Origin of the sequence: Streptomyces europaeiscabiei (genome assembly GCF_036346855.1) — a bacterium.
Taxonomy (GTDB): domain Bacteria; phylum Actinomycetota; class Actinomycetes; order Streptomycetales; family Streptomycetaceae; genus Streptomyces; species Streptomyces europaeiscabiei.
In genome coordinates this window covers 363,414-389,428 of sequence record NZ_CP107841.1, presented here as the reverse complement: position 1 = coordinate 389,428, position 26,015 = coordinate 363,414, and the positions used below count along the sequence as shown (strand labels likewise).

Genomic DNA, 26,015 nt, shown 5'->3' with positions numbered 1-26,015 from the left:
CGGACATGCGACCTTCCGTACGTTCGCATCGACTCCGCCGGTTCGATCGACTCCGCCGGTTCGCCGCACGTCAGGACGTGGTCATCGAGCGCGTGTCCGTGCAGATGAGTTCCAGTCGCTCCTCGGGCTGGGCACGGTGTCTCGCAGCCCGAGCTCTGCGGGCGAGACGAAGCGCTACGGGACGTGCTCACCCGCCGTACGGGCGGGCGCCTTCCGGCGGGCGTCGGCGTGTGGCTCGCCCCGCTCCTGGCCGTGTATCCCGGACGGCCCTCCGGTGCCGACGGGTCAGTGCTCGGAACCGGTCGACTGGTTGTCGGTGTCCTTCTCGCCCTGGGCCTTGGCGGCGGGGCGAAGGGTTTTGGCGCTGTCCTTGAGGCGGTCCAGTGTGCGTGTCAGCTGTTGGAACGCGGATGCCGTCGGCGTCCCGGACGGCTGCTGGGCGGCGGGAGCGGCCTCGGCGGCCTCGCGGTAGGCGGCGAGCGCCTCGTGGGCGCGCTCGGTCGCCTCCCGGTAAAGGTCCCGGGACTCCGTCATGGCCTTCAGCGCCTCGGCGTACACGGCCACCCGCTGCCGTTCCCTGGCGAGTTCCTCTTCGAGCGTGAGGAGATGCCAGTCCTTGCGCAGCGCGGTGAGGGCCTCCTCGGCACCGTCCGGCAGCGGCTGCGCCAGGGTGGTGAACCGCTTCACCGCCGCGACGAGGTCGGTCGGCTCGGAACCGTCCAGGAACACTGTTCGTACGGTGAAGTCCTCGGCGTCATAGCCGGGCGGGGCCGGGGTGCCGGGCAGCACCACCGCACCGCCGCGCGGCACCTCCACGTCGAACTCCCGCACCGCCCAGTTCACGACCCGCAGCTGATGCGGCGCGGCCCGGTGTTCCACGACGCGGTGACGCAGGCTCGGCGGCAGCCATCGCGCCACGGGCAGCCGACCGCGCTCGTCCGTGGTCATTGCCTCGTGGACGACGACGTGGACACACCATCCGCCGTGCCCGGAGTCCCTGAGTAGGCGCCTCACGTCCTTGTCGTCCTCGGGCAGGGTGTTGATCCTGCTCAGCGAAACGCCTGTGGCGGCGTCGTGGTCCCAGTCGCCGTACTCCGGCCAGAACCGGGTGACGGGGGACGGCCACGCCGGGTCCCACGGCTGCTCCGCCTCCGCGAGCAGGGTCCACTCGCGCCCGCCGCCCAGGTCGGGCGCGAGGCTCAGCCGGGCGCGTACGGTCACCTCGTGTGGAACCCGCCAACGGGCCTCGAAGACCGGCTCCGGCGAGTCGCCCACGGCGTCGGGAACCTCCAGGAAGTCGTCGATGACCTGGCTGTCCTTGAGCTGTCGCAGGGTGCGACGGAGTACGTCTTCCGCGTCGGGTCCGACGTGGCGGCCGCGAGCCGGCCACACCGTGGGAGGAGTGGTGGGACGGGCGGTGGGGGAAGTCGGCATGAGTCCATCGGGGAGCAGGGGCACACGTGCGTGTACCAGTATCCTCGCCGTGGCCCGACGGACATCAACCGGGGTCCCGCCCGGGGTCCCGGCCGGGGGTCCCGCCTGTGCTGAGCGACCTTCGCGGAGACACCCACCGGTGCTCATCTCCCCGGTCGGAACACGTGTCCCGGCCGGGGAGGGACTCGCGCTTCGAGGTGACGTGGGTCACACCCGACTCGTCCGCCGTGTCGTCACCTCGGACGGGGTGCACCGCGTCCGCGGGGTTGACCGCCGGCCGAGCCGCCGTTGCCGTCCGGCACGCGACCCCGTATCGCGGACCTCACGAGTTGGCTGTCCCCGGCTCCAGCAACCCGGTCGGCCTCACCGAGAGCACCGCCGCCGGAGCCCATCTCCTTTGCGTCAGTCCCGGGATGGGGCGACGGAGTAGCTGAGGTCCTGGACCGTGAGCGAGGCAGGCGTCAAACGCAGCCATCTCGTGCCTCGTTCGCCGGGGTCGTCGTGCAGATAGCGCACGAACCGGGCATCCCACAGAGCCTCGTCCGCTCCCAGATAGCGGGTCAGCTTACGTCGGCCCCTCGGCACGTCGAACGGCACGAGCTCGGCCTGCCCCCGGGCGATCACCTGTTGAACGCGTCCCGTCACGAGATCGCATTCGTCGACCACGAGCGCGACGCGCGGGTCGTTCTTCACGCGGTCGAACAAACGGGCCCATGGGCCCGTCAGTACCCAGAAGGCGCCGTCCTCCCACAGGAACCAGACGGGGCGCACCGTGGGCCCGCTGGTGGCGATGCGAGCGGTGAGCGGCTGCTGCAGGAACGTGTCCACATCGAAGCTACTGGCTGTCACATCGCCAATCCTGCGGTGCCACACGCCCCTTGCCCACCGACCTACGACGTAGGACCAGAGCCCCACGGAGGCCGAGCGGGCCGTGGCCGGGCCCGGCGTTCCGATGCTCACTCTCCGTCGGTGCGAAGCTCGTCGCGGTCATCGGCGTAGTCCCGGCGTCCGGGGGAGGCGTCTGAGTTGCGGTACTCGAAGGGAAGGACCGAGGTGGTCGATGCCGAGGGGCGCGGGCCCGTTCGAACGAGCGTAAAGTGCGATGTACCGTCCTCTCCCCTGCTGGGCGAGGCTGACCGGAAGGCACGTCGCACATGACCGGGCAACGCGACCGTTGGGCGGAACTCACCGGCGGACAAGCCGGGGAGGAGTACTCCCGGCGTTTCGCGCGGCTGGCCGAATCGGGCCAGGACATCCACGGCGAGGCGGCCTTCTGCGCCGCGCTGCTGAAGCCCGCCTCCCGGATACTCGACGCCGGCTGCGGCACCGGTCGGATCGCGATCCGACTCGCCGAACTGGGCCACCTGTGCACCGGCGTGGATGTCGACCCCTCGATGCTCGCCGTCGCCCGCCGCGACGCCCCCACACAGGAATGGCTCCTCGGCGACCTGGCCCGCCTGGACACCCTCGGCCTGAAACCGGGCTTCGACCTGGCACTCGCCGCCGGAAACGTCATCCCTCTGCTTGCCCCCGGCACCGAATCAGCCGTCGTGCGGCAGCTGGCCGCCGCACTGCGTCCCGGCGGACTGCTGGTCACGGGCATGGGACTGGACGCGGCACACCTGCCACTGCCCGAACCGCCGGTGACCCTCGCGGAGTTCGACCACTGGTGCACCCAGGCCGGACTGACCCTGCGACAGCGCTACGCCACCTGGAGCGGTGACCCCTACTACCAAGGCTGCGGTTACGCCGTCAGCGTGCACTCCCGCCCCACCACCTGAGTCCGCGCCTGTCGGCGGCCGTTCTGTCCAGCGGATGCTGTGCCGCTCGCTGCGTACGTCGACGCGTTCGTATCGCGCCGGCACGGCAGCAGTGGTTGGGCGGTCGGCAGGCCGCAGGCCGGGTGGCACCGCCACCGTCGGGTTTCCGCGGGGAGCCGATGATCTGGTGGAGTTCATCTCTTCCGCCGCTGGGCGACCGATGCGCAAGTTCACCCCCACCAAGTACCGGTAGACAGGCTTGCCTTGCGCGCGCCACCTCCAGCTCAGAAGTCCGACGCGCCGGATGACGCTCTGCACCGCGGTGGCGCTCTGGACTCGCGGCGGACCAAAACGTGTTGGCCGGCCGCCGCTGTGCTGCGACTATTCCTCTGTTTCCAAGATGGAGGACATTTGTTCGTTTTTGTGTGTGCGGGGTGTGGCGCAAGGCTGACCGCCCCGCTGTCCCAGGTCGTCCTGCCGGTTCACGCCCATCAGCAGTTCGGGAACGGGTTGCAGCTCCCGGTGCTCATGGAGTCGGGAACGTTCGCCGTGGATCCGGATCCCTGGGGGCCGCCGTGGCGGAGGTGGGAGGAGATCGATCCGGACGAGGCGGCGGCCCGCGGCATCCATGCGCCGGTCTACGCCCTGTCCGACGGCGCGCCCGGCGCGATCGTCATCGCACCCGGAGATACACGCGGCACCTTGTTGATCCCGGAGAAGGGCGGTGGCTACTGCTGCGGCCTCGACGGGGCCGACGGCCCCAACATGGCCTGCGAGGCGTGCGGCCTGCCCGTGGCGAGCAGGATCGACGACTGCTCGCTCTGGCAGTCGGTGTGGCTCGCCCCGAACGCCGTGCGTGGCCGCCGCGTCGACGACACTGGCGCCGTACCGCTCTCCTGGGCGGAGCTGATGGCAGAGGGGAAGGGCACGCCCCCGTTCGAGCCGATCACCACGTGGGCAGCGCGGCTGGGGCCGAACCAGTGGTGGTCATGGAGCCCGCAGTGGGCGGCGGCAGCCGGCCGAGCACTCGCCCACCTGCTGGCGGCCTCGGAAGGCCGGCCGGTGACCGTCCCGGACGGCCTGATCGCGGAACTGTTCCGACGCACCCTGGACGCCCTGCTCCCCGCGGGTCCGGCGCCGCGGCGCGCCGTCCTGACGGGACCGGGGCGGCCCACCCCCCACGCGCACGCCGACATCCTCTTCGTGCCGGTCCATCCGCAGACGGGGGAGACCTGGACCCCGGTCAACGCGGCTGCCTCGGAGTACCCGGTGCCGCTGCCGTTCGGGGTGTGGCTGTGGTTGGCCTTCCCTCAGCCGCCCCTGCCCGCCCCCGCGTCGGGCGTCATGCCCGACGGCGTACTCCGCGACGACCCGCCCGCGCCGCGCCCCCGGCACCGCTTCCGGGTGGACGCGCAAGCGTTCCAGCACACCCTGGTCCGGCTGCCGGCTGTTCGCAGCTCCTGGCTGCGCGAGATCCTTGAGAGCGTCACGCAGGACAGGCGCGCTCGTCTCTTCTAGCCGGCTCGAAAGATGGCACCAGCACCCCAGCATTCGGGGTCACGTACGCGCCCGATACAGGAGCCGAGCCGTGTGCAGGCGCCGACGGCGCGGAGGGTCCAGCCGGCGACGGACAGTCAGCGCCACCAGTGACCGCACCCGGCGGAGCAGCATCACTCGCGGCGTCGTCCGTCGGCGATCGTGAGGAGCGCGACCAGCAGTCGGAATGCCTTCCCGCTTTCGTCGCGGGGAGTGCGTCGCTTGGAAGGCCGCGGCCTTCGGCGGGAGGGCGGAAGCCGAGGTGGTTGCGGATGCCGAAGAGACCGCCGATGGCGTCGTAGGCGTTGCTGTTGTTGACCAGGAAGAGGCCGATGCCGGGGTGCCAACGGGAGTCTTCGTTGTCGGGGCCCCAGAGACGGGCCCCGGGTCGACCTTCGATCATCCCGCTCACTTCGGTGGACATGCGGGGATCCTGCTTCCACGGCTCAGGTATCGGCACCTGGTTTGCTCCTGACCCGCTCGGCCAGTCGTTCCGGCAGTGGGGTCGACATCAAGTTTGAGACAGTGTTGCGAGATTGTGGCAGCATGCACAGCATGACGACTCACCGAAAGGTCCATGCCGCGTAGACGGCCAGGACGCATCCGGGCCCAGGTCCCGGACCGCCGCCGGTCGCAGGGCGCAACACCGGCCGTCGACCGCCTCTCGCCGCGGGCACTCTCCGAGATCGTTCGCCTTGAACGTACGCGGAACTACCTCCAGCCGGGAGACACCAGCGAGGCGTTGCACTTGTGGAAGGAGTACGTCCACCTTCCCGAGCGCCAACTCTGGCACGACTACGAGTACGGCAACGTGCACTGGTACTGCTGCGGCAACCCTCTCGAACGACGCGCTCTACTCGAAGGCGTGATACAAGCGTTGTCGCCGAAGGCTGCCCGCGAGCTCCGCAGGATCATCAACCGACTTGACGCCTTCATGGGCCCGACCTCCCCGGTCTCAGACGGAAGATGAAGAACGAGCTGTGCTTCAGGAGCGTCTTGTCCGGCACAGTGAGGCGCACACCACGCAGGCACTAGTTCGGTGAACGGCGAGACGTCCTTAACCGGATCCGGCTACGCCGCCTCCGCATTCGTCACCCTCGTCACGCGATGGCTGGTCCCCTTCGCCTACGAGACCGCCGACCACGGCGTCGACGATGCCCGCCGCTGGGCTTCGAATGCAACGGCGGGAACCGGAAAGCCAACTCCGTCACCGGCTGCCTCGATCACCGGGCCGCCTCGGGTGGTCGTCCTCGGTGGGGAGAATGCGGCTCAGGCCGGACCGGACGGTGAGGGCGCGCCCGCTGGAGCCCGCGCGGTGTGAGAGACCTTCTGGACTCCGGCGGCCACGTTCGGCTCTCCGCTGGGCGCGACGCGTGCCTCGAGTTCGACGGCCCCGGTTCCTGACGCAGTGGTGGTGGTGGGCAAGCCTCGGCGGAGAGTCTGGTGAAGGCCCGGAAGCATGGTTTGCTGACTACCCCCGTCTTCGCCTCGTGCGTGGAGACGGAGGCATCAGGTGCCATATAGATCTAACTTGAGGAGGCAGCGGTGTTCGGAAGGGACACGCGGTTGCTCGCGGGCGCCGTGATCGTGGCCTGCATGGTGCTCGTCGGCCCCAGCGCACCGAGCGACGCCCTCTTCGGTAGGTCCTCGCCCGTCGATGCCGTCAAGGATGTCGTTCCGAACCGGGTGATGACATGGAACATCTGCAACCCTTGCGATGCGAGCAATGTTGACCGGGCTGCCGAGATCGCCGCGGTCGCGCCCCAGGTCATCGGCCTGCAGGAGGCGTGCGTGCGTGACGTGGAGAGAATCCGGGAGTATCTGGAGAGTTTTCACGGGCTGGTTTATCACGTCGAGTACGGGTCGGTTCTTCGGAGTTGGGGCCGGTGCGGGGGAGTGCCGTGGAATCCGGGAGGCTTCGGGCAGGCCATTCTCTCGGCGGCGCCGTTGACGGACCACGTCAGCGTGCAGTACCCGGAGGGTGGGTCGGAGGACCGTGGGTACATGGCGGTCACTACCGAGGTGGGAGGTCGGCCGATGCGGGTCTTCAACACGCACCTTGCCCAGCGGCGTCAGGAGGCGGTCCGGGCGGACCAGATCGATGTGCTCGCCGCCGAAGTCGCCCGGTACGACCGCGCGATAGTTCTCGGTGACTTCAACGCGGTGCCGGAAGCCCCCGAACTCGCCCGGATGTGGACACTGGCCGCGGACGCGGACCCCGAATGTCGTCCCCCGTCCGCCGGCGCCTGCGGTCTGACCACCGACTGGCAAAGCAAGTTCGACTACATCTTCCTACGGGGCGTCGCCCCGCTCGGGCACCGGGTGCAGCCCTCCGAGTCTTCGGACCACCATCTGTTCCACGCCGACGTGGACCCAACTTGATTCGCTCTTACGGTCGTCGGCCTCTCGGAGCTCTTGGCGCGATCCGTCGAGCGATCGTCAGGGTTGGTGGGGATAGGACGAGAGCGTGCGACTGGCCGCCTGTTCACCTGATCTCCTTCGAGGATGCCCCGTCCTTCAGGGCGGGGAGGAATCGAAGCTCCTGCGGAGCAGGGCAACAGGCGGGGTTTCGCCGCCAGGGCGAAAGACCGTGCTTGAACGGCAAGTTGACCTCCGATGATCGGTCCTGCGGACGTCCATTGTCTTCCTCTGCCTGTGAGGTTGCGGCCTGCTCCGTCGATGTCGATCACTGTTGGTTCCGGCGGTCGGCGGCGGGAGGGAGGCTGCGGTCAGTTCTCGGCCTCCGGTGGTCACGATCTAGACGCCTATCGTATTGAGGGTGAGCGACGCCGGCGGAATCGAGACAGCAGCTGATGGGACGCGGCAGGTTCCGCTGCGGCGCAACAAGGACTTCCGGATGTTGTGGATCGGCCAGCTGCTGTCCGATACCGGCACGCAGATCAGCGGGATTGCCTACCCGCTGCTGATCCTGGCCCTGACCCACTCGGTAGTGCTCGCCGGGGTGGTGGGTACGGCGCGGGCGATCACCATGCTGTGCCTGCAACTGCCCGCCGGAGCGCTGTCGGACCGGTTCGACCGGCGGCTGACGATGATCATCTGCGACATCGTGCGCGCCGTCCTGCTGGCTCTGCTCGCCATCCTGATCGTGCTGGATCTCGCGTCCTGGCAGGTGGTCCTGGCCGTGAGCCTGATCGAGGGCGCCGCCGGTGCCCTCTTCGACCCGTCCGCCGCCGCCGCTCTTCCGGGAATTGTGCCGGACGAGCAACTCGAGCAGGCGTGGGCTGCCACCGAAGGCCGGACGTACGGTGCCAGCCTGGCCGGCCCGGCGCTCGGGGGGCTGCTCTTCGGGGTTGGCCGGGCCGTCCCCTTCCTGGCCGACGCCGTCTCCTTCGCCGTCTCGTCGTGCATGGTGAGCCGGATCCGCGGACGGTTCCGCCCGGAGAACGCGGCCGGGCGCAAGCCGTTGTGGCGGGAGGTGACCGACGGCCTGCAGCTCGTCTGGCAGGTGCCAGTCCTGCGAGCGGCGGTGATCCAGACACCTCTGGTGAACTTCTCCTTCACCGGCGTGATTTTCAGCATCACCCTCGCGATGCACCAGGGCGGCACTTCCAGCGTGGTGATCGGCCTGGTGCAGGCAGCCATCGCGGCAGGCGGGCTGCTCGGTGCCGTGGTCGCCCCCCGGCTGCAAGGGCGCATGCACCTGGCAACGCTGACCACCACGATCACCCTGGCAGGAGCCCTGCTGTTCGGCGCCGCCGCCTTGCTCATCCCGTCACCGCTGGTGGCGGCGCCGGTCGCCCTGGCGCTGCTGCTCGCGCCGTCCGCGAACGGCGCGCTGGTAGCCGTGGTGCTTCGCAACGCGCCGGAAGACATGCGCGGCCGGGTCATCAGCACCGTGATCATGGCGGCCACCGCGCTGGCGACACTGGCACCACTGATCGCCGGCCTGATCATCCAGAACGTGTCCGGCGCCTGGGCCGTAGGTGCCTTCGCCGCCACGACCGCCATTGCGGCCGGGCTGTGCCTGATTCTGCCGGGATTTCGGCACGCGGAGTCCCCGGTGGCCGCACCGGACTGAGTGGCTGGATGAACAGACCGCCTGGGGTCGTGCCCAGGGGCGCAGCGCCCCCAATGTGCAATGTGCCCGCGGTGATCCAGGTGCCCGCAGTGCGACCTCTCTCGGCGACGGTCTACCCGACCCGCACTGGATACCAGGAATTCTCACTGGTCACAGCCTTGATTCGGCGACAGCACGTGGTGATCAGCGGTGGCATCTTCTGAGAGTCCTCGACGCATCGGCCCGGGACCTCACCCTGCGGACTGCGGGGTGAGCAATCGTCAGGTGACGATGCGGCCCAGGTAGGCAGCCAGGTGGTCGAGCGGGGTGGCGTTCGCGGGTGCCGGCTGCGGTGCGGCGAAGGAGCCGGCCGGGGTCCGGGGCAGGGGGCCGTAGATCTCCCGTACGACGGGGAGGGCTGGCACGGCGAGGTGCTGGACGGTGTCGTAGGGGTGTCCGACGGCCTGGGCCAGGTCCCAGCCGTGGACCAGCATCTCGATGACCAGCTGTTCGACGAGTCGTCGCCCGGGTGCGGGGCCGTAGCGCTGGTCGAGCATGCCTGGGCGGCCGAAGGCCGACCGTGCGGCCCGGGACGCGGAACGGAATGCGGCGACGTGGTCGGCCCCGATGTGGTCGGCGGTGAAGTCGGAGCGAGGGGCTCCGTCGGCCAACGAGGCCCACAACAGGTTTTCCCAGACCAGATGGTTGAGGAGAGTGCGTACGTCCCAGTCGGCACAGGGCGTCGGTCGGTCGAACTGCTCCGGTTCCACGGCGGAGACGAGCACGCCGACCGCATCAAGAACCTCGTCGCAGGCGTGGAGCACGCCGACCGGTTCCCACGTGTTCTCCCCGGCGTCGTACAGCGCGTCGAGCTGCGCGGCTCGTGCACCGGGTTCGGGGTGCGCCCGCAGTGCCGTGGTGAGCCACTGGCCGGCTGCCGCCATGCTGGGTCGCACGGGGTGTCCGTTGATGACGCACAGCAGTTGCCAGTACCGCTCCATGTGCGGGTCGGAGGCGACCTCGAGCTGGCGCAGGAGCAGGGACCTGGCCTCGGCATCGTCGACCGGTGTGATTCCGTCGGAGGCGGTCTGTGTGGGGATCCACGTCCCCATGACGGCGGTGACGACGAGGTCGGCCGCCGGTGAGTCCGGGGCGATTCCCTGGTCCCTCGCGGTGTCCACCCGCCGCAGCCAGTCGTCCGTGACGCGCTCCGCCTCCCGCAGCGCGTTGTCGTCGTGCTCGCCCGGGTGGTGCTCGGCGGCGTAGAGGGCCATGCGTCGCAAGCCGGCGCGCAGGGCTGGGGTCGTGACGAGTACGCCCAGTTCGAGCCAGGCGTCCACCTGTTCGTCGGTGGCCTGGGCGGGCAGGTCCGGGGTGGCCGCGAGCAGGCCGCGCCGGTAGGTGGGTACGTTCAGTTCTCCCAGCGTTTCCGTGACGAAGTCCTGGATGACGGCCCGGCGTTCGGCGGCCGACATGTGCGCCAGCTCGGTCATGGCGGTGAGCCCCTCGGCAGTGGTGTCGCGGCGGATGGCGGAGCGCAGCACGGCCTGCTGCGTTCGCAGTGCGCGGATCTGCGTCTCCAGCGCGTCGATGTGGGTCGCGGCCACCTGCGACAGGGTGTCCTCGCGCTCCAGTACGGCCCGGATCGTGGCCAGTCCCAGCCCCAGCCCGCGCAGTGTCTGTGCCAGCTGCAGGCGGGAGAGGGCTTCGGGGCCGTACAGCCGGTAGCCGGCCGGGGTGCGGTGTGCCGGGTGGATGATCCCGACGTCGGACCAGTGGCGGATCAGTTTCACCGACAGTCCGGTCTTCCGCGCGACCTCTCCGATGCTCCAGAAGATGTTGTCACCGACGTGCATAGGCTCCACCCTGAGGTCTCCCACGAAGGGAGAGTCAACACGCACCTCACCCCGGCCGCGCCACCGCCACGGGACGCGGCGGCAGGTGACGCGGCGGCAGGTGACGCGGCGGCAGGTGACGCGGCGCCAGGGGCGCGGCGCCAGGGGCGCGGCGCCAGGGGGCGCGGGCCTCGCACCACGGTCGTACTCTCCGGGCTGGTCGTCGATGCCTGGCGCTGCTGTGTGTCGGACGAGTCGCTCAGCCGGTTTCCAGTGCGGCGAAGACCGCCTCGGTGCCAACCGGTTCCGGAGTCGATGCGGTGCAGGAGAGAGCCCGGCCTCGCCCGCCACAACCCCGACGACCAGTGAGTCGCGAGGCGAACGCCGGCGATTCCGTCCGGCGCGGCGACGGCGTAGGGCACTGCATCCAGCGTGAAGACGCGGTGCCATCGCTGAGAGAGTGACCACCCTTCCGCCTGAGGCGGGGTGAGGCTGTGCGGTGGCGGTCCAGGAGGTGAGGAGGAGCAGGGCTTATGCGGCGGGTGAGGCCCCGGTCTCTATCTGTGCCCCACGGTGCAAAGTAGCGGGGTGATCACGTACTCGCCGCCGTGGCGGCCTGCTCGTCGTGGTCGCGGAGCATGCGCATGACGGTGGCCGGCGAGGGGTGTTGACCCTTCTTCTCGCCGGTGGTGATGACGAGCTTCGCGTTGCAACAACTCATGAAACATGATCGCCGCAGGTCGCGCGTCGCCGGGCGAGGTGTTTCACAGGCGAACACCTTTGAAACGCCGCCCCGTCGGCGTTCGGTGGGTCCGCGGCGGATCAATGCCCGTTGTGCCGCATCGCCTGCTCGCGAAGGGAGCGAATGAGCGTGGTGACGTGGGGCCGGTCACGGCCGCTGATTGTGGCGACGCCGATGTGCCGGATCGGGCCCGGCGACTTGATCGGGACGGTACTGAGGCCCGGGACCTCGGGAGCGAGTGCGATGGAGGGGATGAGGGAGATTCCCATGCCTGCGGCGACAAGAGAGCGGGCGAAGAAGTAGTCGGTGGTGGTCCCGCGGATTTCCGGATCGAAGCCGGCGTGCTCAGCGTAGCGGCGCAGGTATGCCTCGGTCTTCAGGCAGCCGAGCACCCAGGGTTCTGCGGCCAGTTCGGCAAGGTCGAGCGCGTCGTGGTTGGCGAGTCGGTGCCCTGGCGGCAGGACGACGTGCAGGTGGTCTTCCAGGAGCGGCGTCCACTCCAGGCTGGGGCTGGGGGTCGGTCCGACGGGGAGCGGGCCATCGAAGTGGTAGGCGAGGGCGACGTCCACGGCGCCCTGCCGGACGAGGGGAAGGGTGTCCTCGGGTTCGCCCTCCCTGACGTGGAGCACGGTGCGGGGATGCGCTGCCATGAGCTGGGTGAGGGCGGCGGGCAGCATGAGCCTGCCGCCACTGGTGAAAGTGGCGACGGTGAGCTGGGTGCGGCCAGTGCTGAGCTCGGCGACCTGCTGTTGTGCATGTTCGAGCTCCGCGGCGACGGATTCGGCGGCGCCGACCATGATCTGGCCGGCCCGTGTGAGGGTGACGCCTCGGGTGCTGCGCGCGACGACCTGGGCACCGAGGCTGCGTTCCAGGGCAGCCACCTGCTGGGAGACGGCCGAGGGGGTGAGACGGAGAACCGCGGCGGCCCGGTTGAAGCTGCCGTGCTCCGCCACCGTCCGCAGGACCCGGAGCCGCTGCACATCAATCAACAGTTTTCCTTAACACGCACCAAGTAAGTCAGGACTTCTGCTGATGACGATAGGTCTCCAGGATGGGGGCATGCAAAAGATCTGCGTCATCGGCGGAAGCCGGTACTTCGGAAAGCTCCTGCTAGGGCGCCTGCAGGCCGCTGGCCACCAGGTCACAGTGATCAACCGCGGCTCCACCCCTCCGCCTGCCGGCGTCGAGCACCTCGTCGTCGACCGCAACGACGAGGCCGCCCTGACAGCCACACTCGACGCCCGCGTCTTCGACGTCGTGGTGGACCAGGTCTGCTACACCCCGGTACAGGCCGCTATCGCCGCACGCGCCTTTGCCGACCGCACCCGGCGCTACGTCATGACCTCCACGATCGAGGTTTACGACCCCGCGACCGCCGCGCTGCAGGCCGTGCCCGCGGGGACGCCCGTGCCCGAGGAGAGCGTGGACCCGGCCACCTGGCAGGTGGCCATGGACCTGCCCTGGCACGACGACGCCTACCTGGAGGCGCACTACGCCGAGGGCAAGCGGCAGGCCGAGGCGGTCTTCGCTCACGTCGGCAGCTTCGACTTCGCCGCTGTGCGCAGCGCCCATGTGCTCGGCGGCGGCGCGCAGGAGTTCACCGGCAGGCTGGCGCACTATGCCGGGCGCATCACCCAGGGCGAGGAGATCACTGTGCACGAGAAGGCGCTGCCCACGGTCTTCATTCACTACGAGGAGCTGGCGGAGCTGCTGCTGTGGGCGACCGTGGCCGACTTCACCGGCCCGGTCAACGCCTGCTCCGACGGCCCGCTCGATGTACACGGCCTCGCTGAGATCGTCGCCACGCAGGCCGGCCGGGAGGCCGTCTACCGGACCGTCCCGGCGGGCGAGGAGGCTTCGCCGTTCTCCTTTGACCGCCACTACGCCATGAGCAACGCCCGCGCGAAGGCGCTGGGCTTCTCCTTCTCCCGCACCGCCGACTGGCTGCCCCGCGCCGTCGCAGAAGCCCTCGCCGTATCCGTCGCTCCCACTGCTTAAGGAACAAGGCCATCATGCAGTACCGCACCCTCGCCCACACCGCCGTCAGCGCCATCGGCCTGGGTGCCATGCCGCTGTCCATCGAGCACCGCCCGGACGAGACGCGGGCCACTGCCACCGTCCACGCGGCCCTCGACGCCGGTGTCACCCTTATCGACACCGCCGACAGCTACCACTGGCACGCCGGCGAGGCGGGCCACAACGAGCTGCTGATCGCCCGCGCCCTGGCCCGCTACGGCGGCGACACCTCCCATGTCCTGGTGGCTACCAAGGGCGGCCGCGGCCGCCCCGGCGACGGCAGCTGGACCGTCACCGCCACCCCCGCCCACCTCAAGCAAGCCGCTGCAGCCTCCGCCAAGCGCCTGGGCGTCGACGCGATCGGCCTGTACCAGCTGCACAAGCCGGACCCGGCCGTGCCCTGGGCGGAATCCATCGGCGCGCTGCGCGAGCTGCTCGACGCCGGTACCATCCGCGCCGCCGGCATCTCCAACGTCACCACCGCCCAGATCCGCCAGGCGCATCAGATCCTCGGCGACGGGCTCGTCTCCGTACAGAACCAGTACTCGCCAACCATCCGCGACAGCGAGCCCGAGCTGCGGTTGAGTGAACAGCTGGGGCTGGCCTTCCTGCCCTGGAGCCCACTCGGCGGAATTTCCCGCAGCTCCCTCGACGGCCCCTCCGGCCCCACCTCCATCGGCACCGCCTTCCACCGCATCGCCGCCGAACGCGGCGTCAGCCCACAGCAGATCGCCCTGGCCTGGCTGCTCGCCCGCTCCCCGGCGATGATCCCGGTACCGGGAGCCAGCCGCCCGGCCTCCGTCACCGACTCCGCCAGGGCCGTGGAACTCACGCTGAACACGCAGGAACTGGTGGAACTTGAGGACGTTCTGCCGGGCTGAGCTGGGGCAGGGGTCGATTGCCGACCTTGACCGCGTTCGGCTGTGCCCTGCGGCGTGCCGCTGCCCGGGCACCATTGCCGAGGAGCCCGCGTCGAGGCGCTTGTCCATGTCCAGGCGGAAGGTGCCGTACGGGTTGACGTTCGACCAGAACAAGGCGGTCATCTCCGTCAGCAGCGCGTCCAGCCCCACCGCACCCGGTCGTGTTTCAGCGCGGCCAGCAACGCGGTGCCGTCCTCATTGCCCTCCGCGACCGGCTTCAGCAGACGGGCCGGCGTACTCCTCGCCCAGCCGGACACGACATGCCTCCTGGCCGGCTCAGCCTCGTGCGCCAGGCGGCCTCTGATCTGAGAGCCGGTTCCGCTGAGAGTATGGGGCGGAGTGCAGCTGAGGGGCTCCGCAGGGCCTCGGTGGTGTCGTGGGCGTCGACGCCGGCTCCCGCGCCCGCGCGGCCGACGGCGCAGACCGACCGGATCGGTCGGCGGAATTGGCCAACTGCGTACGGTCAGCGGTCCAGAACAACGCGTCGCCCGAACACACCTGGTGCCCCGAACGTGTTTCCCACGGTCGGCCGCCGCAGCGCCAGTCCGGCTGCTCCTTGAGTGGATCGTCGGACGGCGCATAGAGCACTGCCGCGAGGGTGACCGGATTGTCCGTCACATAACGATCTTGGACGAACTCGTTCTCGCCTGCAGAATCCCTCGGGTCTGACCCTCTAGGATGTCGGCCGCGCGTCGACATCACATGCGGTGGACAGCACGCGCGGTCGTGCCTCATGGGCGCTCGTGAGTCCTTGAGCCGTCCATCTGGCTGTGTCCGGGTATCTGTATCTACGGGGGCGAACTTCGGTGTTCGGAATCATCAGACCATGCCGTCATCGCCTGGGTGAGGGCCTGCGTACCGAGTGGATGGCGCATCTGTGTGGGCTGTGCCTGGCGCTGCGCGGCGAGTACGGGCAGTTCGCCCGGGTGGCCACGAACTACGACGGCCTGATCGTCTCGGTGTTGACCGAGGCGCAGTCGGAGCGTACCGGCGACTGGCGGCGAGGCGCCGGTCCGTGCCCGCTGCGCGGGATGCGGTCGGCGGACGTGGCGCAGGGCGAGGGCGCGCGGCTGGCGGCGACGGTGTCGCTGGTGCTGGCCGCGGCGAAGATACGTGATCATGTGTCCGACGGCGACGGCCTGTTGAGGCGGCGCCCGGTGGCGCTGGCGGCACGCCGGATTGCCCACGGCTGGGACCGTGCGGGTGCCGCGGGCGGCGAACGGCTCGGCTTCGACACGGCAGTTCTGCTCGGCGCGGTCGAACGCCAGCCGCAGATCGAGCGGTTGACCGGTCTCGGTGGCTCGCTGTTGACGGTCACGGAGCCCACGGAGACAGCAACCGCCGCTGCCTTCGCGCATACAGCGGTGCTCGCCGGCCGTTCGGGGAACGTTGAACCGCTGGCGGAAGCCGGCCGTCTGTTCGGTCGACTGGCTCATTTGTTGGACGCCGTGGAGGACCTGGACGCGGACGAGGCGTCCGGCGCGTGGAACCCGATCGCCGTGACCGGCGTCGATCGCGCCGAGGTGCGCCGACTCTGCGACGATGCCGTCCATGGGATCCGACTCGCCCTGTCCAGTGCCGAGTTCGTCGATGGGCGCCTGGTGCGGGCGCTTCTGGGCGGCGAGTTGGAGCGTGCCGTCGACCGTGTCTTCGAGCCTCGTAGTCACCACCGGCACCGCCACCAGGCGCGGGACACGTTCACGCTGCCCTGGCCGGGACGCCGTACGGCGACGGCAGCGCCTTCGGGGGCCGGTGTGGGTACGGCCTGTGGCGTCGGGGCGCCAGCGGGCGCGGTCCAGGAGGGCGCGTCGATGGCGTCGGCTCGGCCGCGGGAGGGGGAGTGCCGGCGGTGTGGCCAGTGGCGCCGGTTGTGCGGCACATGCGGGTTGTGCTTCAACTGCTGTACCTGCGACGACGATGCCGGGCAGGATGAGGGAGAGCCCTGGCAGTTCGGCGAAGGAAATCGCAACGGCGGCTCGGGTCGGGACAGTTCCGGGGACGGCGGCTGGGGTGACGGCCAGGGCGGCGGCAACTCGGGAGGCTCTTACGGCGGTTCGGGCGGCGGCAACTCTGGCGGCTCGGGAGGCGGCGGCCGTGGGTCCGGTGGTGGCTCGGGTGACGGCTGCTGCGATGGCGGTGGCTGCTGCAACCCGTGCAAGTGCTGCTGCGACTGCTGCGACTGAATGACGGATGAGCCGGGCGGGCCCTCGCCCCGGAGGGCAGTTGGGCGAGGGGGCCTCTCGTCACGGTGCGAGTCGAGAGCGGGGTAGCCTACCGCGCCCACCGCGCCCACCGCGCCCACCGCGCCCACCGCGCTCCGGCGTTCGCCGCCCCTGCCAGGAGTCGGCCGAGCGCGGCTGGCTCACCCCGGTCGGGGGACGCCGGGGGTTCTGAGCCTCTGCCCGAACTGACCGGCCCTGGCCCGACCCGTGCGCCGAAACCCAACCTGCCCGGCCCCGGCCGACCGCCCGGCTCGAAGAACCGGCAACCCGCCACCCACTACGACGTGGGACAAGCGAAGGGGACCGCACCCCCCCCGCACGGTCTGGGAGGGAGCTGGTGTCCGCGCCCTTGCCGGACGGGATGGGCGGGACGGACGGGTCGTGCTACGGAGACGGCCCCGCTGCGGCGTCCCTCGCTGCAGCGGACGTTGGACATCGCATGGGTCGGAGCGCGAGTTCGCGGATTCCTGGGGCTCGAGGTGCTCCACCCGCACGGACAACCGCTGTTGGGGTGGGGCCGGTTCGGTGGTTGGTTGTGAAAGCCGCATCGGGGCGGTGGATTCCGGAGCCGGTGCGGATACGGCCCGCGACGTTGTGCTGCTGGTTCGTGAGCGGCGCGGGACTTCGCGAGTGGGCGGGGCCCTGGAGTGGGCTTACCTCGTTTTCAGTTGGGGCTTCAGGCTCTGGTGTGGTCCTCGGTGGTGTTGTCGGTGGGGTTGCATGCGTCGTGCAAAGCGGTGCGGGCCTGCCCGCGCAGCCAGGCGTGGGCAGGGTCGTTGTCGTAGCGCTGGTGCCATGCGAGGTGGATGGGGATGACGGGCATGTCCAGCGGTAGGGGCAGGATGCGCAGGCCGAGGTCGTCCAGGACAGGGCGGCTGATGAGTCGGGGGACTGCCGCGACAAGGTCGTGGTGGCGGACGAACTGCAGGGCTGTGGCGTTGGTGGGGGCGGCGGCCACTACTCGCCGACTCACGCCCAGGGTCTGAAGCACGTCGTCGATGGGGTCACGCAGCCGTCCCCGGCGGGAGACGGTGATGTGTTCGGCGGCCGCGTAGCCCTCAAGGGTGAGCGGGCCGTTGCGCAGAGGATGGGCGGGGCGCAGGGCGAGGACGAGCCGGTCGTGGCCCACGAGCTCGTGGCGGATCTCGGGCGAGGAGGGCTCGCTGGATCCGGCTTCGAGGTCGATGTCTCCTCTTCGCGGGTCATGGGAGTCGGTACCGGCTTCGGCCATGAAGCGCAGACGTACTCCGGGTGCCTCGGCGCGCAAGGCGTCGAGCAGGGCTGGGCCGGCTGCCGCGGCCAGAGCGTCGTGCCATTTCAGAACGAAAGTTCGCTCCAAGGCTGTCAGGTCGACTTCTGTGAGAACCGACTGGGCCTGCTGGACCAGGTCGTGCACGGTCGCACGCAGAGCGAGGGCGCGGGGGGTGGGAGTCATGGTTCGACCGGTGCGGACGAGGATCTGGTCTCCGGTGGCCCGGCGGATGCGGCCCAGGGTGCGGCTCATCGCGGGGCCGAGACATGAAGACGGGCGGCGGCGTCGGTCACGCTGCCTTCTTCCAGCAGAGCGTCGAGCGCGGTGAGTTGATTCCCGCCCACGGTCCCGCGCGCGGCAATCGCCTCCCTCATGGTCGCGGAAGCGGAAACGCCGCGTTTCACCGACGCGGACACCATCGCCCTGGTCGAGAGCAGTTGAGCTGTTCTCCGTGGCCATCCGGCTTGCTTACGACGTAATCCGGGCTCGATAAGATGGCGGCCCTGAGCGCGGGCCGGCAGGCCCTGCTCACCCTCGCCCACCTCCGCAACGGCCAGCCCTATGCCCAGCTCGCGGCCAGTTTCGGGATCGGCACCACCACCGTCTACCGGTACGTCACCGAGGCCGTCGATCTCCTGGCCGTCCTCGCCCCCACGCTCGCCGAAGCCGTACGGGCTGCGTCGATGAAGGCGTATCTGATTCTGGACGGGACGCTGCTGCCGATCGACGGGGCCGGGGCGCCGACGCATTCCCGCGGCGTCGGCGCCCCGGGTGAGGCGGGACCGACCGAGGAGGGGAGCTCGTTGCGGCCGGTACTGCCCATGTCCAGGTTCCTCCTTGGCGCCCGCTTGATCGGCTTGAGCTCTGAGCATTTCCGCGACGCCATGAGGCCGTACGACTGCCGGATCTCAAACTGATCGCACCTTGTGTGGGCACGTCGGCCTGCCCCTCTAGGGACCCATCCCAGGAGCTCGCCTGCGACGACCCCTTCAAGTAGGAACCGGATCAGCTCGTGGGCAGGGCGCTGAGGGGAGCGGGGCACGTTCGCGCCTTCGAACACGGCGACGCTCGGATCCGCGAACATCTCCCTGTCCATTGGGGGCGGGTGCCGACCGAGTACCTCGTACACCATCGACCGCATCCAGTGCAGGAACCGCTCGTGGGCCTTCCGCACGGCCGATGAGTGGTCGAGTCGCTCGTGCGACGCCCGATGCAGCCGGCGGAATGTGCGCATGTCCGCGAGGAGCCGGGTCAGCGCGGTGAGCGGATCGCGGTCATGGAGTTCGCGGTCCAGCGCCTGGATCCGGCGGCTGAGTGTCCGGTCCATCACCGCGGCGAATACGTCGTCCTTCGACGAGTAGTACCAGTTGCCACTGCCTCGTGCGACACCCGCTGCCGCACTGATGTCCGCCATCGCCGTGCCGGCACAGCCGCGGGTGCGGAACGGTTCCGTCGCGGCGGCGAGCAGCTCCGCGGCATGTTCCTCGGGCTGACCGCGCCGCGTCTTCCTCGGTAAAGGATCTCCCGGAACTCCTCGCCCGGGGGCCGGTGGTTACAGCACTCCTTCCTCCTGAGCAGGGTGCGGCCTGCCGGGTGTCTACACTCACTTGAGATGTGGTGAACTCATGGGAGGAGTCGGGATGCCGCGCAACCGTCAGCAGATCCCCCGGGAGGAGCGCACGGGTGATCTGCTAGCCGCGGCCACCGAGCTCTTTCTCTCGAAGGGCTACGCCAAGACCACGATGGCGGACATCAGTTCCGCCGCAGGCGTAGCCCGGGGCAACATCTACTGGTACTTCGACTCCAAGGACCACATCTTCGCCGCCGTCATGAACCGCATGCTCAGTCGCGAGATCCGCATCCTCAACGAGGAGCAGGCCGGTGCCGACCCACTGAGCCGCCTGGTGCGCGGGCTGTCCGACATGCGCTATTCCCGGCCGCTGCACCAGGCCATGCACGACCGGCTTCCTCATTCGGAGGCAGTCCGCGAGGCCCACAACACCTTCCTGGACTGGATCGTGGGACTGGTCGACGAGCTCATGGCCGAGCACGGCCTCGATCACGCCCCCGGCGTCGATCCCGCGCTCGTCCGCGATGTCGCGGTCGCCGTGTTCGAAGGCGCGAACGTGCCCAACGACCGGAACAGGCCGGCCCACGAGATGATCCGGTTCCTGATGGAGTCCGCCCTGGCCAGGAGTTCGGGGGCCCAGGGGCGGGCGCGCTGAGAGCGGTATCTCACACGAGGTGGGTACCGACTCCCGCTGATATTGTCCGCGCTGCTCCGGCCGCTTTCGCGACCGGAGGCGGGACCGTCGCACCGCGCAGTATGTCGAGCACGGCGACGGGATCCGCGGGAACCTGCCGGCCTCGCCAGCCGACGTGACCGTCCGGGCGGACGAGCACCAGCGGCCGCTCGTACAGTTCCGCTGCGGCAGGGTCGGCGAGGCGCAGCATCGTCAACGGCACACCACACCCGCGCGCGGCCTCCACCAGCGGCGTCGGGTCCGCGGAACCCGAGACCACGAGCGTGAACCCGCGCCCGAAGTGGTCGAGCACCGAAGTGCCGTCGGGCAGCCAGACGTGCGGTGCGCGGCAGCCGGGCCATGTCGATGGTACGTACTCGTCCGGCTCGTCGGGCGGTTCCGCACTGCTGTCCGGTACGCAGATCGGGGAGCCGCTGTACCGGTATCCGAGCTGGACGCCCGTGCAGCGGAACTCCTTGGCCCGGGACCCGCGGATCTCCTCGCCCATCTCACGTCGGACCCGTTCGCCTTCCGCGTCCGTGTGGTCGAGCACTGGATCGGGGACGAGCCGCGCGTCGGCCCTCCAGTTGCTGGAGGCTTCCGTGACGTTGCGGACGGCGATCGGCCGCCGCTCCAGTTCGTAGCTGTCCAGGAGTGCCGGGCCTCCCCATCCTTGTAGGGTCGCGGCGAGCTTCCAGCCGAGGTCCACGGCGTCACCGATCCCGGTGTTGGCACCGAAGCCTCCCTTCGGCCACAGCAGATGCGACGCGTCGCCCGCGAGGAACACCCGCCCCTCACGGTAGGTGCGGGCCACGACGCAGTGTCCGCTCCAGGGCTGCGCCGCGAGGATCTCCACGTCGATCGGCGCACCGACGGCCTCGCGTATCCAGGTGACGGCGTCATCGGGGTCGGGCTCTTCGTCCAGGTAGACCGAGAGCCGCCATTCGTCCACGCCGTTGACGACCGTGATGTACGGCCTGCGCGCCGACGACAGTGTGTGGATCTGTACCGCGGGGCCGCCCAGTCGCTCCCGCAGCAGGTCCAGCAGGTGCGGCGCACGGAAGTGCACAGCGAAGTTGTGACCCTGGGCGAACATGCCCTCGAACGCGATATCGAGCGCCCGACGTATGCCGCTGCGGCCTCCGTCGCAGGCCACCAGGTATGTGCAGGCCAGCGTCTCGGTGGTCCCGCTCGCCACGTCGCGCACCACGGCCAGGACACCCTCGGAGTCCTGCTCCATCGTCTCCAGGCGGGTGCCGTACCGGATCTCGACTCCTGGCAGTTCACTGGCCGTGCGTGCGAGCAACGGCACGAAGGAGAACTTGGACAGGAACGCGGGACCCTCCGGCGTCAGCGGGGCGTACACGCCCGAAGACCGGTTGGTGACCCCGTAGTCGAAGTCGGCGAGGACGTGCCCCGTGGCGGAGGTCGCGAACACCGTGCGGTGCGGGTAGTCCGGGGGCGGTGCCGACTCCGTGCGTGCCTCTTCCGCGCAGCCCCAGCGCCGCAGGTGTTCCATGGTGCGCGAAAAGATGGCCTCGCCCGCGGGAAAGGGCACGCGGCCGTCGCCCTGATCGATCACGGTGACCGGTACACCGCGCCAGCCCAACTCGGTCGCGAGGGCGAGGCCCACAGGCCCCGCTCCCACGACCAGGACGCGCCGAGATCCGGCTCTCTCGTGCTGGTCGGACATAGAAGATCTGCCTTCCTGAGCAAGGGGAGAACCTCTCATGGCCCCATCTCTTGAACCGGGGTCAGAGTCGCATGCACATGTGGTTGTATGGAAGGCCTGGAAAAATACAAGACTTTTGACCGATCGTAGGCGGTGCTACGCTCGTCTCGGGTTCAAGAGACAGGGAACGTCATGGTGACTCCTGCTGATCAGGAAGATGCCGGGAGCCGCTGCCGGGATCGACGTGTTCGCAGACGATGCCGAGTTCGAGTCACACAGTCAGGTCTTCCGTGGGCGAAGCGAGATTCTCGACTTCCTCCGGGCGCGGGAGACCGACGCGGCGCGCCAGGCCTTCCACCTACTCGCCAATGAGTTCACCACCGCTCAGGCCGGCGGGCCCACGGCAAATCCGTCGAGCTGCGGGCGCTGATCCTGCTGCACGTGCGGCAGCCCGATGGGGCGTACGCCCTGGACCGGTGTCCTCAACACCACCCACCAGTTCCGCCGTACCGGGGCAAGTCGCGCATCACGCGCCGTATCCCAAGGCCGCTGCACCCCACCGTTTGACGGGCAAGGAGGCCCTCACGATGACGACGACTCCCCAGACCGAGGCCGGGACAGGGGCCGGCGGGACGCAAGCCGTCGCGCTGCAGCTCTCCGAGCTGGTGCTCAAGACCGCGCGTTACGAGGACATGGCCGACTTCTCTGCCCATGTCCTCGGGCACGGCCCGTTCTACGAGCGGATCCCTGACCCCGACGCCCCGCCGACATGCCCGAGCGCGCGGTCGACGTCCGGCTGGGCTTCTTCCGCATCGCCGACGCCCCGCACGACAAGGTACTTGTCCTGTTCGGCATCGAAAGCCTGAGCGAGACGGAGCTCTCCGGGCCCGGCCTGCACCAGGCGCGTCGGGGCGGCGTTCCAGCCGGAGGAACGGCGCCCTCACCACATGATTCCGGCAGCCTACGGAGGACATGACGACATGAGTACAGAAGCCAAGAACAGCTTCGGCGGCGGAGACCCATGGGGGTACATCCAGCCGTGGGACGAGGAGCGTTTCGGCCCGGAGGTCCACGACGTCGAGCAGCGGGTGAAGTGGGAAATGGCCATGGCCATCGCCGGTGGCCTGCCGTACATCTGGCAGGAGCTGGCCCGGCCGATCTCCGAGATCGTCTACGGTCTCCTCGAACTCCGTGCCGGAGACCGGGTTCTGCTCATCGGTGAGGGCATCGCGCCCGCCGGGTGGGTCGAGGACATGCGGGCCCTGGTGGGACCGGAGGGAGTCATCGACACCGTGGAGATCATCAAGGACGGACGAAACGCCGTCCTGGGTAAGATTCCCGGCCGGAACGGCCAGGTCGGCTGCTGGCGCTGGTCGTACACGGACTCGGTGGACGACGAGGCATACGACTGTGTCGCCGTGCTGCAGGCGACACAGCACTGTGACGACTGGCCCGAGACGGCCGCGGACCTGCTGCGGGTGATGAAGCCCGGCCGACGCATCGTGCTGGCCGAAGCGGTCTTGAAGGGAGCGACGTTCTACTCCCGAATCGACTCCGACGTCCACCTTCGGCAGTGGTTCGACAAACTCTTCGGGCACGTCCCCGCGGACGACATCCCCTACTACTCCGGAGAGCAGATCCGCGAGGCGTTCGGGGACAAGGTCGACAGTCCTCAGCTGATGGAATGGAAGGGCATCGAAATGTACTGGGGCCGAAAGAGGTGAGCACTGCCGTGCGCTTCGGGCAACAGGCCGCGGCGCACATTCCCCCCTCACCCGGGTCGATCCACTCATTCACCCAAGGACAAGGAGGTCCCCGTGAGTGTTGTTGAAGACGTCATGGTCCTGGGCTCCGACCATCCGTTGCGCAGCGTCGTCCGCGACGAGCACCTGCTGCTCTCGCCACAGCATCCCCCGAAGGTGCCCGTCAAGCTGTGGGCGGAGCACCCGCCGCTGACCGTGGTGCACTACCCGCAGCAGTACGAGCCGGAGGCATTCGCCCCGCCGCGCGGTGTCTACGAGAACGACGAGATCCGTGTCGAGTGGCAGAAACTCCACGGCCGGCAGCCGTTCTACCACCGCAACTGCGACGTCGACGAGATCTCCTACCAGATCGGCGGCGAGCGGACGCTGATGTCCGAACTCGGCGTGATCGAGTTCCAGTCAGGCGAGTTCTCCCGTATCCCGCGCGGGGTCGCCCACGACAACTACGGCCGCGAGGACAGCCACCTGCTGTTCTACATCCCCGCACCGGTCACCGAGTTGGCGCCGGCCCAGCGGGAGTCCGGGGCCGTGTTCCCGCCGTTCCCCGGCTGGCAGCCCGGCGAGGCCAATGAGGCGATCACTCAGTGCATGGCCGCGCTCGGCCACGACATCACCGTCTTCGGGGTCGACGAACATCTTCTGCTCGAGCAGGTGCACCAGGAGGACCGGCGGATGGCGGTGCTGCGGGCCGATCCCGGTCAGGACGTCACTCGCCTGTACGCCACCGACCGCATCCGCCTCGCCATGGTCACCACCGATCCTGGCGGACAGCGCCGCTACCGGCGCACCCTCGACGCCGACGAGATCCAGTACCAGGCCCATGGCCACCGCACGCTGATCACCCAGCGGGGCGTCGTCGACCTCGAGCCGGGCGACTTCGTGCGCATTCCACTCGGCATCTCCCACGCCAGCGTCGTGACCGAGCCCGGTGACTACGTCAGTCTCCTCTCGCACCAGGAACTGCCCCAGGTCGCCGAGACCACGCGGACGGCGGCCGCCTACACCCCCGAACAACTCCCGAACCTCACCGTGGAGGTCCACTGATGGCCACGATGCTTGCCCTGCGAGCGCACCAGGGCGCCGAAGCACTCGCCCTGGACGAGATACCCGTCCCCGAGCCGGGTCCGCTCGACGTGGTCGTGAAGGTCGCCTCGGCCGGCCTGGCGCCGGGCATCATGCGCCTGCTCCATATGGGGGCGCTCAAGCATCTGCCCACCACCCTCGGCCACGAGGCCGCCGGCGTCATCTCCGCCATCGGCCGCGATGTCACGGGCCACGCGGTCGGCGACCGAGTGCGGGTGCACCCCCTGCTGAACTGCCGTGAGTGCGACTACTGCCGTACCGACCGGGACATGATGTGCGACCAGCAGGCCATGCTCGGCCACGCCGCCTTCGGCGATGCCCGGATGCCAATGTACGAGCAGTACCACGACGGTGGACTCGCGGAGTACATCCGCGTCCCGCACTGGCTGATCGATTCCCTGCCGGACTCCGTCAGCTTCGACGTCGCGGCCAAGGTCCAGGATCTGGCCAACGCCGTGCGCGCACTCAAGTGCGCGGACCTGCCGGAACGGGCCACTCTCGTGGTCACCGCCGCGACCGGCACCATGGGAACCGCGACGGTCAAACTCGCGGAGCACTTCGGAGTCGCCCGTCTGATCCTCGTCGGCCGCGACGCCGAGCGTCTCCACCGCGTCGCCGGGCTCGCAGGCGGCATACCGGGCGGTGTCGTCGCACTCGACGAACTCCCCGAGAACTGGTCGACCGACGGCACTCTCACCCGCCGGCTGCGCGAGCTGGCACCCGAGGGAGCTGATGCCGTCATCGACTTCATCCCGGAGGGTCCCGCCCTCAGCCAGACCATGGCCGGCATGGCGACCGGCGGGACACTCGTGCACATGGGCGGCAACTCCACCCCGCTGCCCCTGCCTCCCATCGCCCTGATGATGCATTGCTGGCGCTTCGTCACCACGCGCGCGTGCACCCGCCAGGACACGACGGATGTCCTGCGTCTGCTCGAGACGGGCACCCTCACCGTCGACGAGCTCATCACCCATCGGTTCCCGCTCACCGAAGCGATCAAGGCCATGGACGCCATACAGCAACGTGACGACGACCCCATGTGGATGACCGTGATCAACCCCTGACCCGACGCACGAGCGCGTACGCCTGCGCGGAGTCACCTCGGAGCAGCGAGAGGAGACCGGGATAGCGTCCGAATCAGAAGCCGTACACAGCCAGAAGTGCCGGTGATCGGGGCGGCAGGGCTTTGTGGTACGTACGTGCTGGAGGCCGCGCTGCGGGCTCCATTCCGGGTCCGTGCATGGCTCGTCAGGGACGGTCACCGAGGGCGGCCTGCCGGCCCGCAACGCCAAGGGCGTCCGGTTCCTCCGTATGGAGAACGGAGACGCCGTGTCCGAGATCGGCTCGGGGTCCTACAACTTCGGCGTCGACACAAGCTGCTGCCGCTGACAGCGCACTCCTGCCGGCTCTGGTCAGGCCCGGCAGGCGAGCGCGGCTTCGGCGCGCGGCCGCACCCCGCTGCCCGGCTCTGCGACTTCGCGCGCGGCGACCTGGGGCCCTTCTCTCAAGGCTGTTCTGG

General features: G+C 69.4%; 21 protein-coding genes and 3 pseudogenes. 15 read left to right on the top strand and 9 right to left on the bottom strand.

Going from position 1 to position 26,015, the window contains the following annotated elements; all coding sequences use genetic code 11:
- Positions 1 to 285: 285 nt before the first annotated feature.
- Positions 286 to 1,434, bottom strand: coding sequence for a hypothetical protein (locus OG858_RS01835; protein WP_328545202.1), 1,149 nt, complete (start codon positions 1,432 to 1,434; stop codon positions 286 to 288).
- 402 nt (positions 1,435 to 1,836) lie between these two features.
- Positions 1,837 to 2,283 (bottom strand): pyridoxamine 5'-phosphate oxidase family protein, encoded by a 447-nt coding sequence (locus OG858_RS01830; protein WP_319269032.1) that lies wholly within the window; start codon positions 2,281 to 2,283, stop codon positions 1,837 to 1,839.
- Between the two features lie 305 nt (positions 2,284 to 2,588).
- On the opposite strand from OG858_RS01830, the gene OG858_RS01825 reads away from it, so the two are divergent.
- From OG858_RS01825 to OG858_RS01805, 5 genes are all read left to right on the top strand, one after another.
- Positions 2,589 to 3,215, top strand: coding sequence for a class I SAM-dependent methyltransferase (locus OG858_RS01825; RefSeq protein ID WP_319269035.1), 627 nt, complete (start codon positions 2,589 to 2,591; stop codon positions 3,213 to 3,215).
- Positions 3,216 to 3,605: 390 nt separating this feature from the next.
- The gene (locus OG858_RS01820) at positions 3,606 to 4,712 is read left to right on the top strand and encodes a hypothetical protein (RefSeq protein ID WP_328545203.1); all 1,107 of its coding nucleotides are present in this window, start codon (positions 3,606 to 3,608) and stop codon (positions 4,710 to 4,712) included.
- A gap of 595 nt (positions 4,713 to 5,307) precedes the next feature.
- Entirely contained in the window at positions 5,308 to 5,700 is a 393-nt protein-coding gene (locus OG858_RS01815; protein ID WP_328545204.1) for a hypothetical protein, read from the top strand.
- Between the two features lie 575 nt (positions 5,701 to 6,275).
- A complete protein-coding gene (locus OG858_RS01810; RefSeq protein ID WP_086753391.1) occupies positions 6,276 to 7,112 on the top strand; it encodes an endonuclease/exonuclease/phosphatase family protein in 837 nt (278 codons plus the stop codon).
- Positions 7,113 to 7,509: 397 nt separating this feature from the next.
- Positions 7,510 to 8,769: an MFS transporter gene (locus OG858_RS01805; RefSeq protein WP_086753389.1), complete on the top strand. Its 1,260-nt coding sequence runs from the start codon at positions 7,510 to 7,512 to the stop codon at positions 8,767 to 8,769.
- A 260-nt stretch (positions 8,770 to 9,029) separates the two neighbouring features.
- On the opposite strand, the gene OG858_RS01800 is transcribed toward OG858_RS01805, so the two are convergent.
- The 3 genes from OG858_RS01800 to OG858_RS01790 all read right to left on the bottom strand — a co-directional run bounded on the left by OG858_RS01800 (position 9,030) and on the right by OG858_RS01790 (position 12,314).
- Positions 9,030 to 10,604, bottom strand: coding sequence for a TIGR03086 family metal-binding protein (locus OG858_RS01800; RefSeq protein WP_319315510.1), 1,575 nt, complete (start codon positions 10,602 to 10,604; stop codon positions 9,030 to 9,032).
- 571 nt (positions 10,605 to 11,175) lie between these two features.
- Positions 11,176 to 11,304 (bottom strand): hypothetical protein, encoded by a 129-nt coding sequence (locus OG858_RS01795; protein ID WP_319269046.1) that lies wholly within the window; start codon positions 11,302 to 11,304, stop codon positions 11,176 to 11,178.
- A 101-nt stretch (positions 11,305 to 11,405) separates the two neighbouring features.
- On the bottom strand, positions 11,406 to 12,314 hold the full coding sequence (locus tag OG858_RS01790; RefSeq protein WP_328545205.1) for a LysR family transcriptional regulator: 909 nt from the start codon (positions 12,312 to 12,314) through the stop codon (positions 11,406 to 11,408).
- A 70-nt stretch (positions 12,315 to 12,384) separates the two neighbouring features.
- On the opposite strand from OG858_RS01790, the gene OG858_RS01785 reads away from it, so the two are divergent.
- Positions 12,385 to 13,323 carry an NAD-dependent epimerase/dehydratase family protein gene (locus tag OG858_RS01785; protein ID WP_319269051.1) on the top strand — a complete coding sequence of 313 codons (939 nt, stop codon included), beginning with the start codon at positions 12,385 to 12,387 and terminating at the stop codon, positions 13,321 to 13,323.
- Between the two features lie 14 nt (positions 13,324 to 13,337).
- Positions 13,338 to 14,222 carry an aldo/keto reductase gene (locus OG858_RS01780; protein WP_319269054.1) on the top strand — a complete coding sequence of 295 codons (885 nt, stop codon included), beginning with the start codon at positions 13,338 to 13,340 and terminating at the stop codon, positions 14,220 to 14,222.
- 167 nt (positions 14,223 to 14,389) lie between these two features.
- Here OG858_RS01780 and OG858_RS01775 read toward each other — a convergent pair whose 3' ends face one another.
- Positions 14,390 to 14,518 (bottom strand): hypothetical protein, encoded by a 129-nt coding sequence (locus tag OG858_RS01775; RefSeq protein WP_319269057.1) that lies wholly within the window; start codon positions 14,516 to 14,518, stop codon positions 14,390 to 14,392.
- 549 nt (positions 14,519 to 15,067) lie between these two features.
- Between OG858_RS01775 and OG858_RS01770 the strand changes: the two genes are divergently transcribed.
- Positions 15,068 to 16,444, top strand: a complete 1,377-nt coding sequence (locus OG858_RS01770; protein ID WP_319269059.1) for a DUF5685 family protein — start codon at positions 15,068 to 15,070, stop codon at positions 16,442 to 16,444.
- A gap of 715 nt (positions 16,445 to 17,159) precedes the next feature.
- On the opposite strand, the pseudogene OG858_RS01765 reads toward OG858_RS01770, so the two are convergent.
- A pseudogene (locus OG858_RS01765) lies at positions 17,160 to 18,109 on the bottom strand (LysR family transcriptional regulator).
- Between the two features lie 115 nt (positions 18,110 to 18,224).
- Between OG858_RS01765 and OG858_RS01760 the strand changes: the two are divergent.
- Positions 18,225 to 18,475: pseudogene (locus tag OG858_RS01760) on the top strand (helix-turn-helix domain-containing protein); the annotation flags it as partial.
- Between the two features lie 599 nt (positions 18,476 to 19,074).
- Here OG858_RS01760 and OG858_RS48040 read toward each other — a convergent pair.
- Positions 19,075 to 19,203 (bottom strand): annotated as a pseudogene (locus OG858_RS48040) (helix-turn-helix domain-containing protein); the annotation flags it as partial.
- Between the two features lie 172 nt (positions 19,204 to 19,375).
- Between OG858_RS48040 and OG858_RS01755 the strand changes: the two are divergent.
- The gene (locus OG858_RS01755; protein WP_179200927.1) at positions 19,376 to 19,960 is read left to right on the top strand and encodes a TetR/AcrR family transcriptional regulator; all 585 of its coding nucleotides are present in this window, start codon (positions 19,376 to 19,378) and stop codon (positions 19,958 to 19,960) included.
- Positions 19,961 to 19,970: 10 nt separating this feature from the next.
- Here the strand turns inward: OG858_RS01755 and OG858_RS01750 are convergent, their stop codons facing one another.
- On the bottom strand, positions 19,971 to 21,671 hold the full coding sequence (locus OG858_RS01750; protein ID WP_328545206.1) for an FAD-dependent monooxygenase: 1,701 nt from the start codon (positions 21,669 to 21,671) through the stop codon (positions 19,971 to 19,973).
- A 566-nt stretch (positions 21,672 to 22,237) separates the two neighbouring features.
- Here OG858_RS01750 and OG858_RS01745 point away from each other — a divergent pair.
- The 5 genes from OG858_RS01745 (at position 22,238) to OG858_RS01725 (ending at position 25,885) form a co-directional block, all read left to right on the top strand.
- Positions 22,238 to 22,516 (top strand): hypothetical protein, encoded by a 279-nt coding sequence (locus tag OG858_RS01745; protein ID WP_327723166.1) that lies wholly within the window; start codon positions 22,238 to 22,240, stop codon positions 22,514 to 22,516.
- A gap of 114 nt (positions 22,517 to 22,630) precedes the next feature.
- Positions 22,631 to 23,374, top strand: coding sequence for a methyltransferase domain-containing protein (locus OG858_RS01740; protein WP_086747981.1), 744 nt, complete (start codon positions 22,631 to 22,633; stop codon positions 23,372 to 23,374).
- Positions 23,375 to 23,467: 93 nt separating this feature from the next.
- Positions 23,468 to 24,457: a hypothetical protein gene (locus OG858_RS01735; RefSeq protein ID WP_256960352.1), complete on the top strand. Its 990-nt coding sequence runs from the start codon at positions 23,468 to 23,470 to the stop codon at positions 24,455 to 24,457.
- Positions 24,457 to 25,560, top strand: a complete 1,104-nt coding sequence (locus OG858_RS01730) for an alcohol dehydrogenase catalytic domain-containing protein (protein WP_086747983.1) — start codon at positions 24,457 to 24,459, stop codon at positions 25,558 to 25,560. Before OG858_RS01735 ends, OG858_RS01730 begins: the two co-directional genes overlap by 1 nt.
- A 172-nt stretch (positions 25,561 to 25,732) precedes the next feature.
- A complete protein-coding gene (locus OG858_RS01725) occupies positions 25,733 to 25,885 on the top strand; it encodes a hypothetical protein (RefSeq protein ID WP_179200928.1) in 153 nt (50 codons plus the stop codon).
- Positions 25,886 to 26,015: the final 130 nt, after the last annotated feature.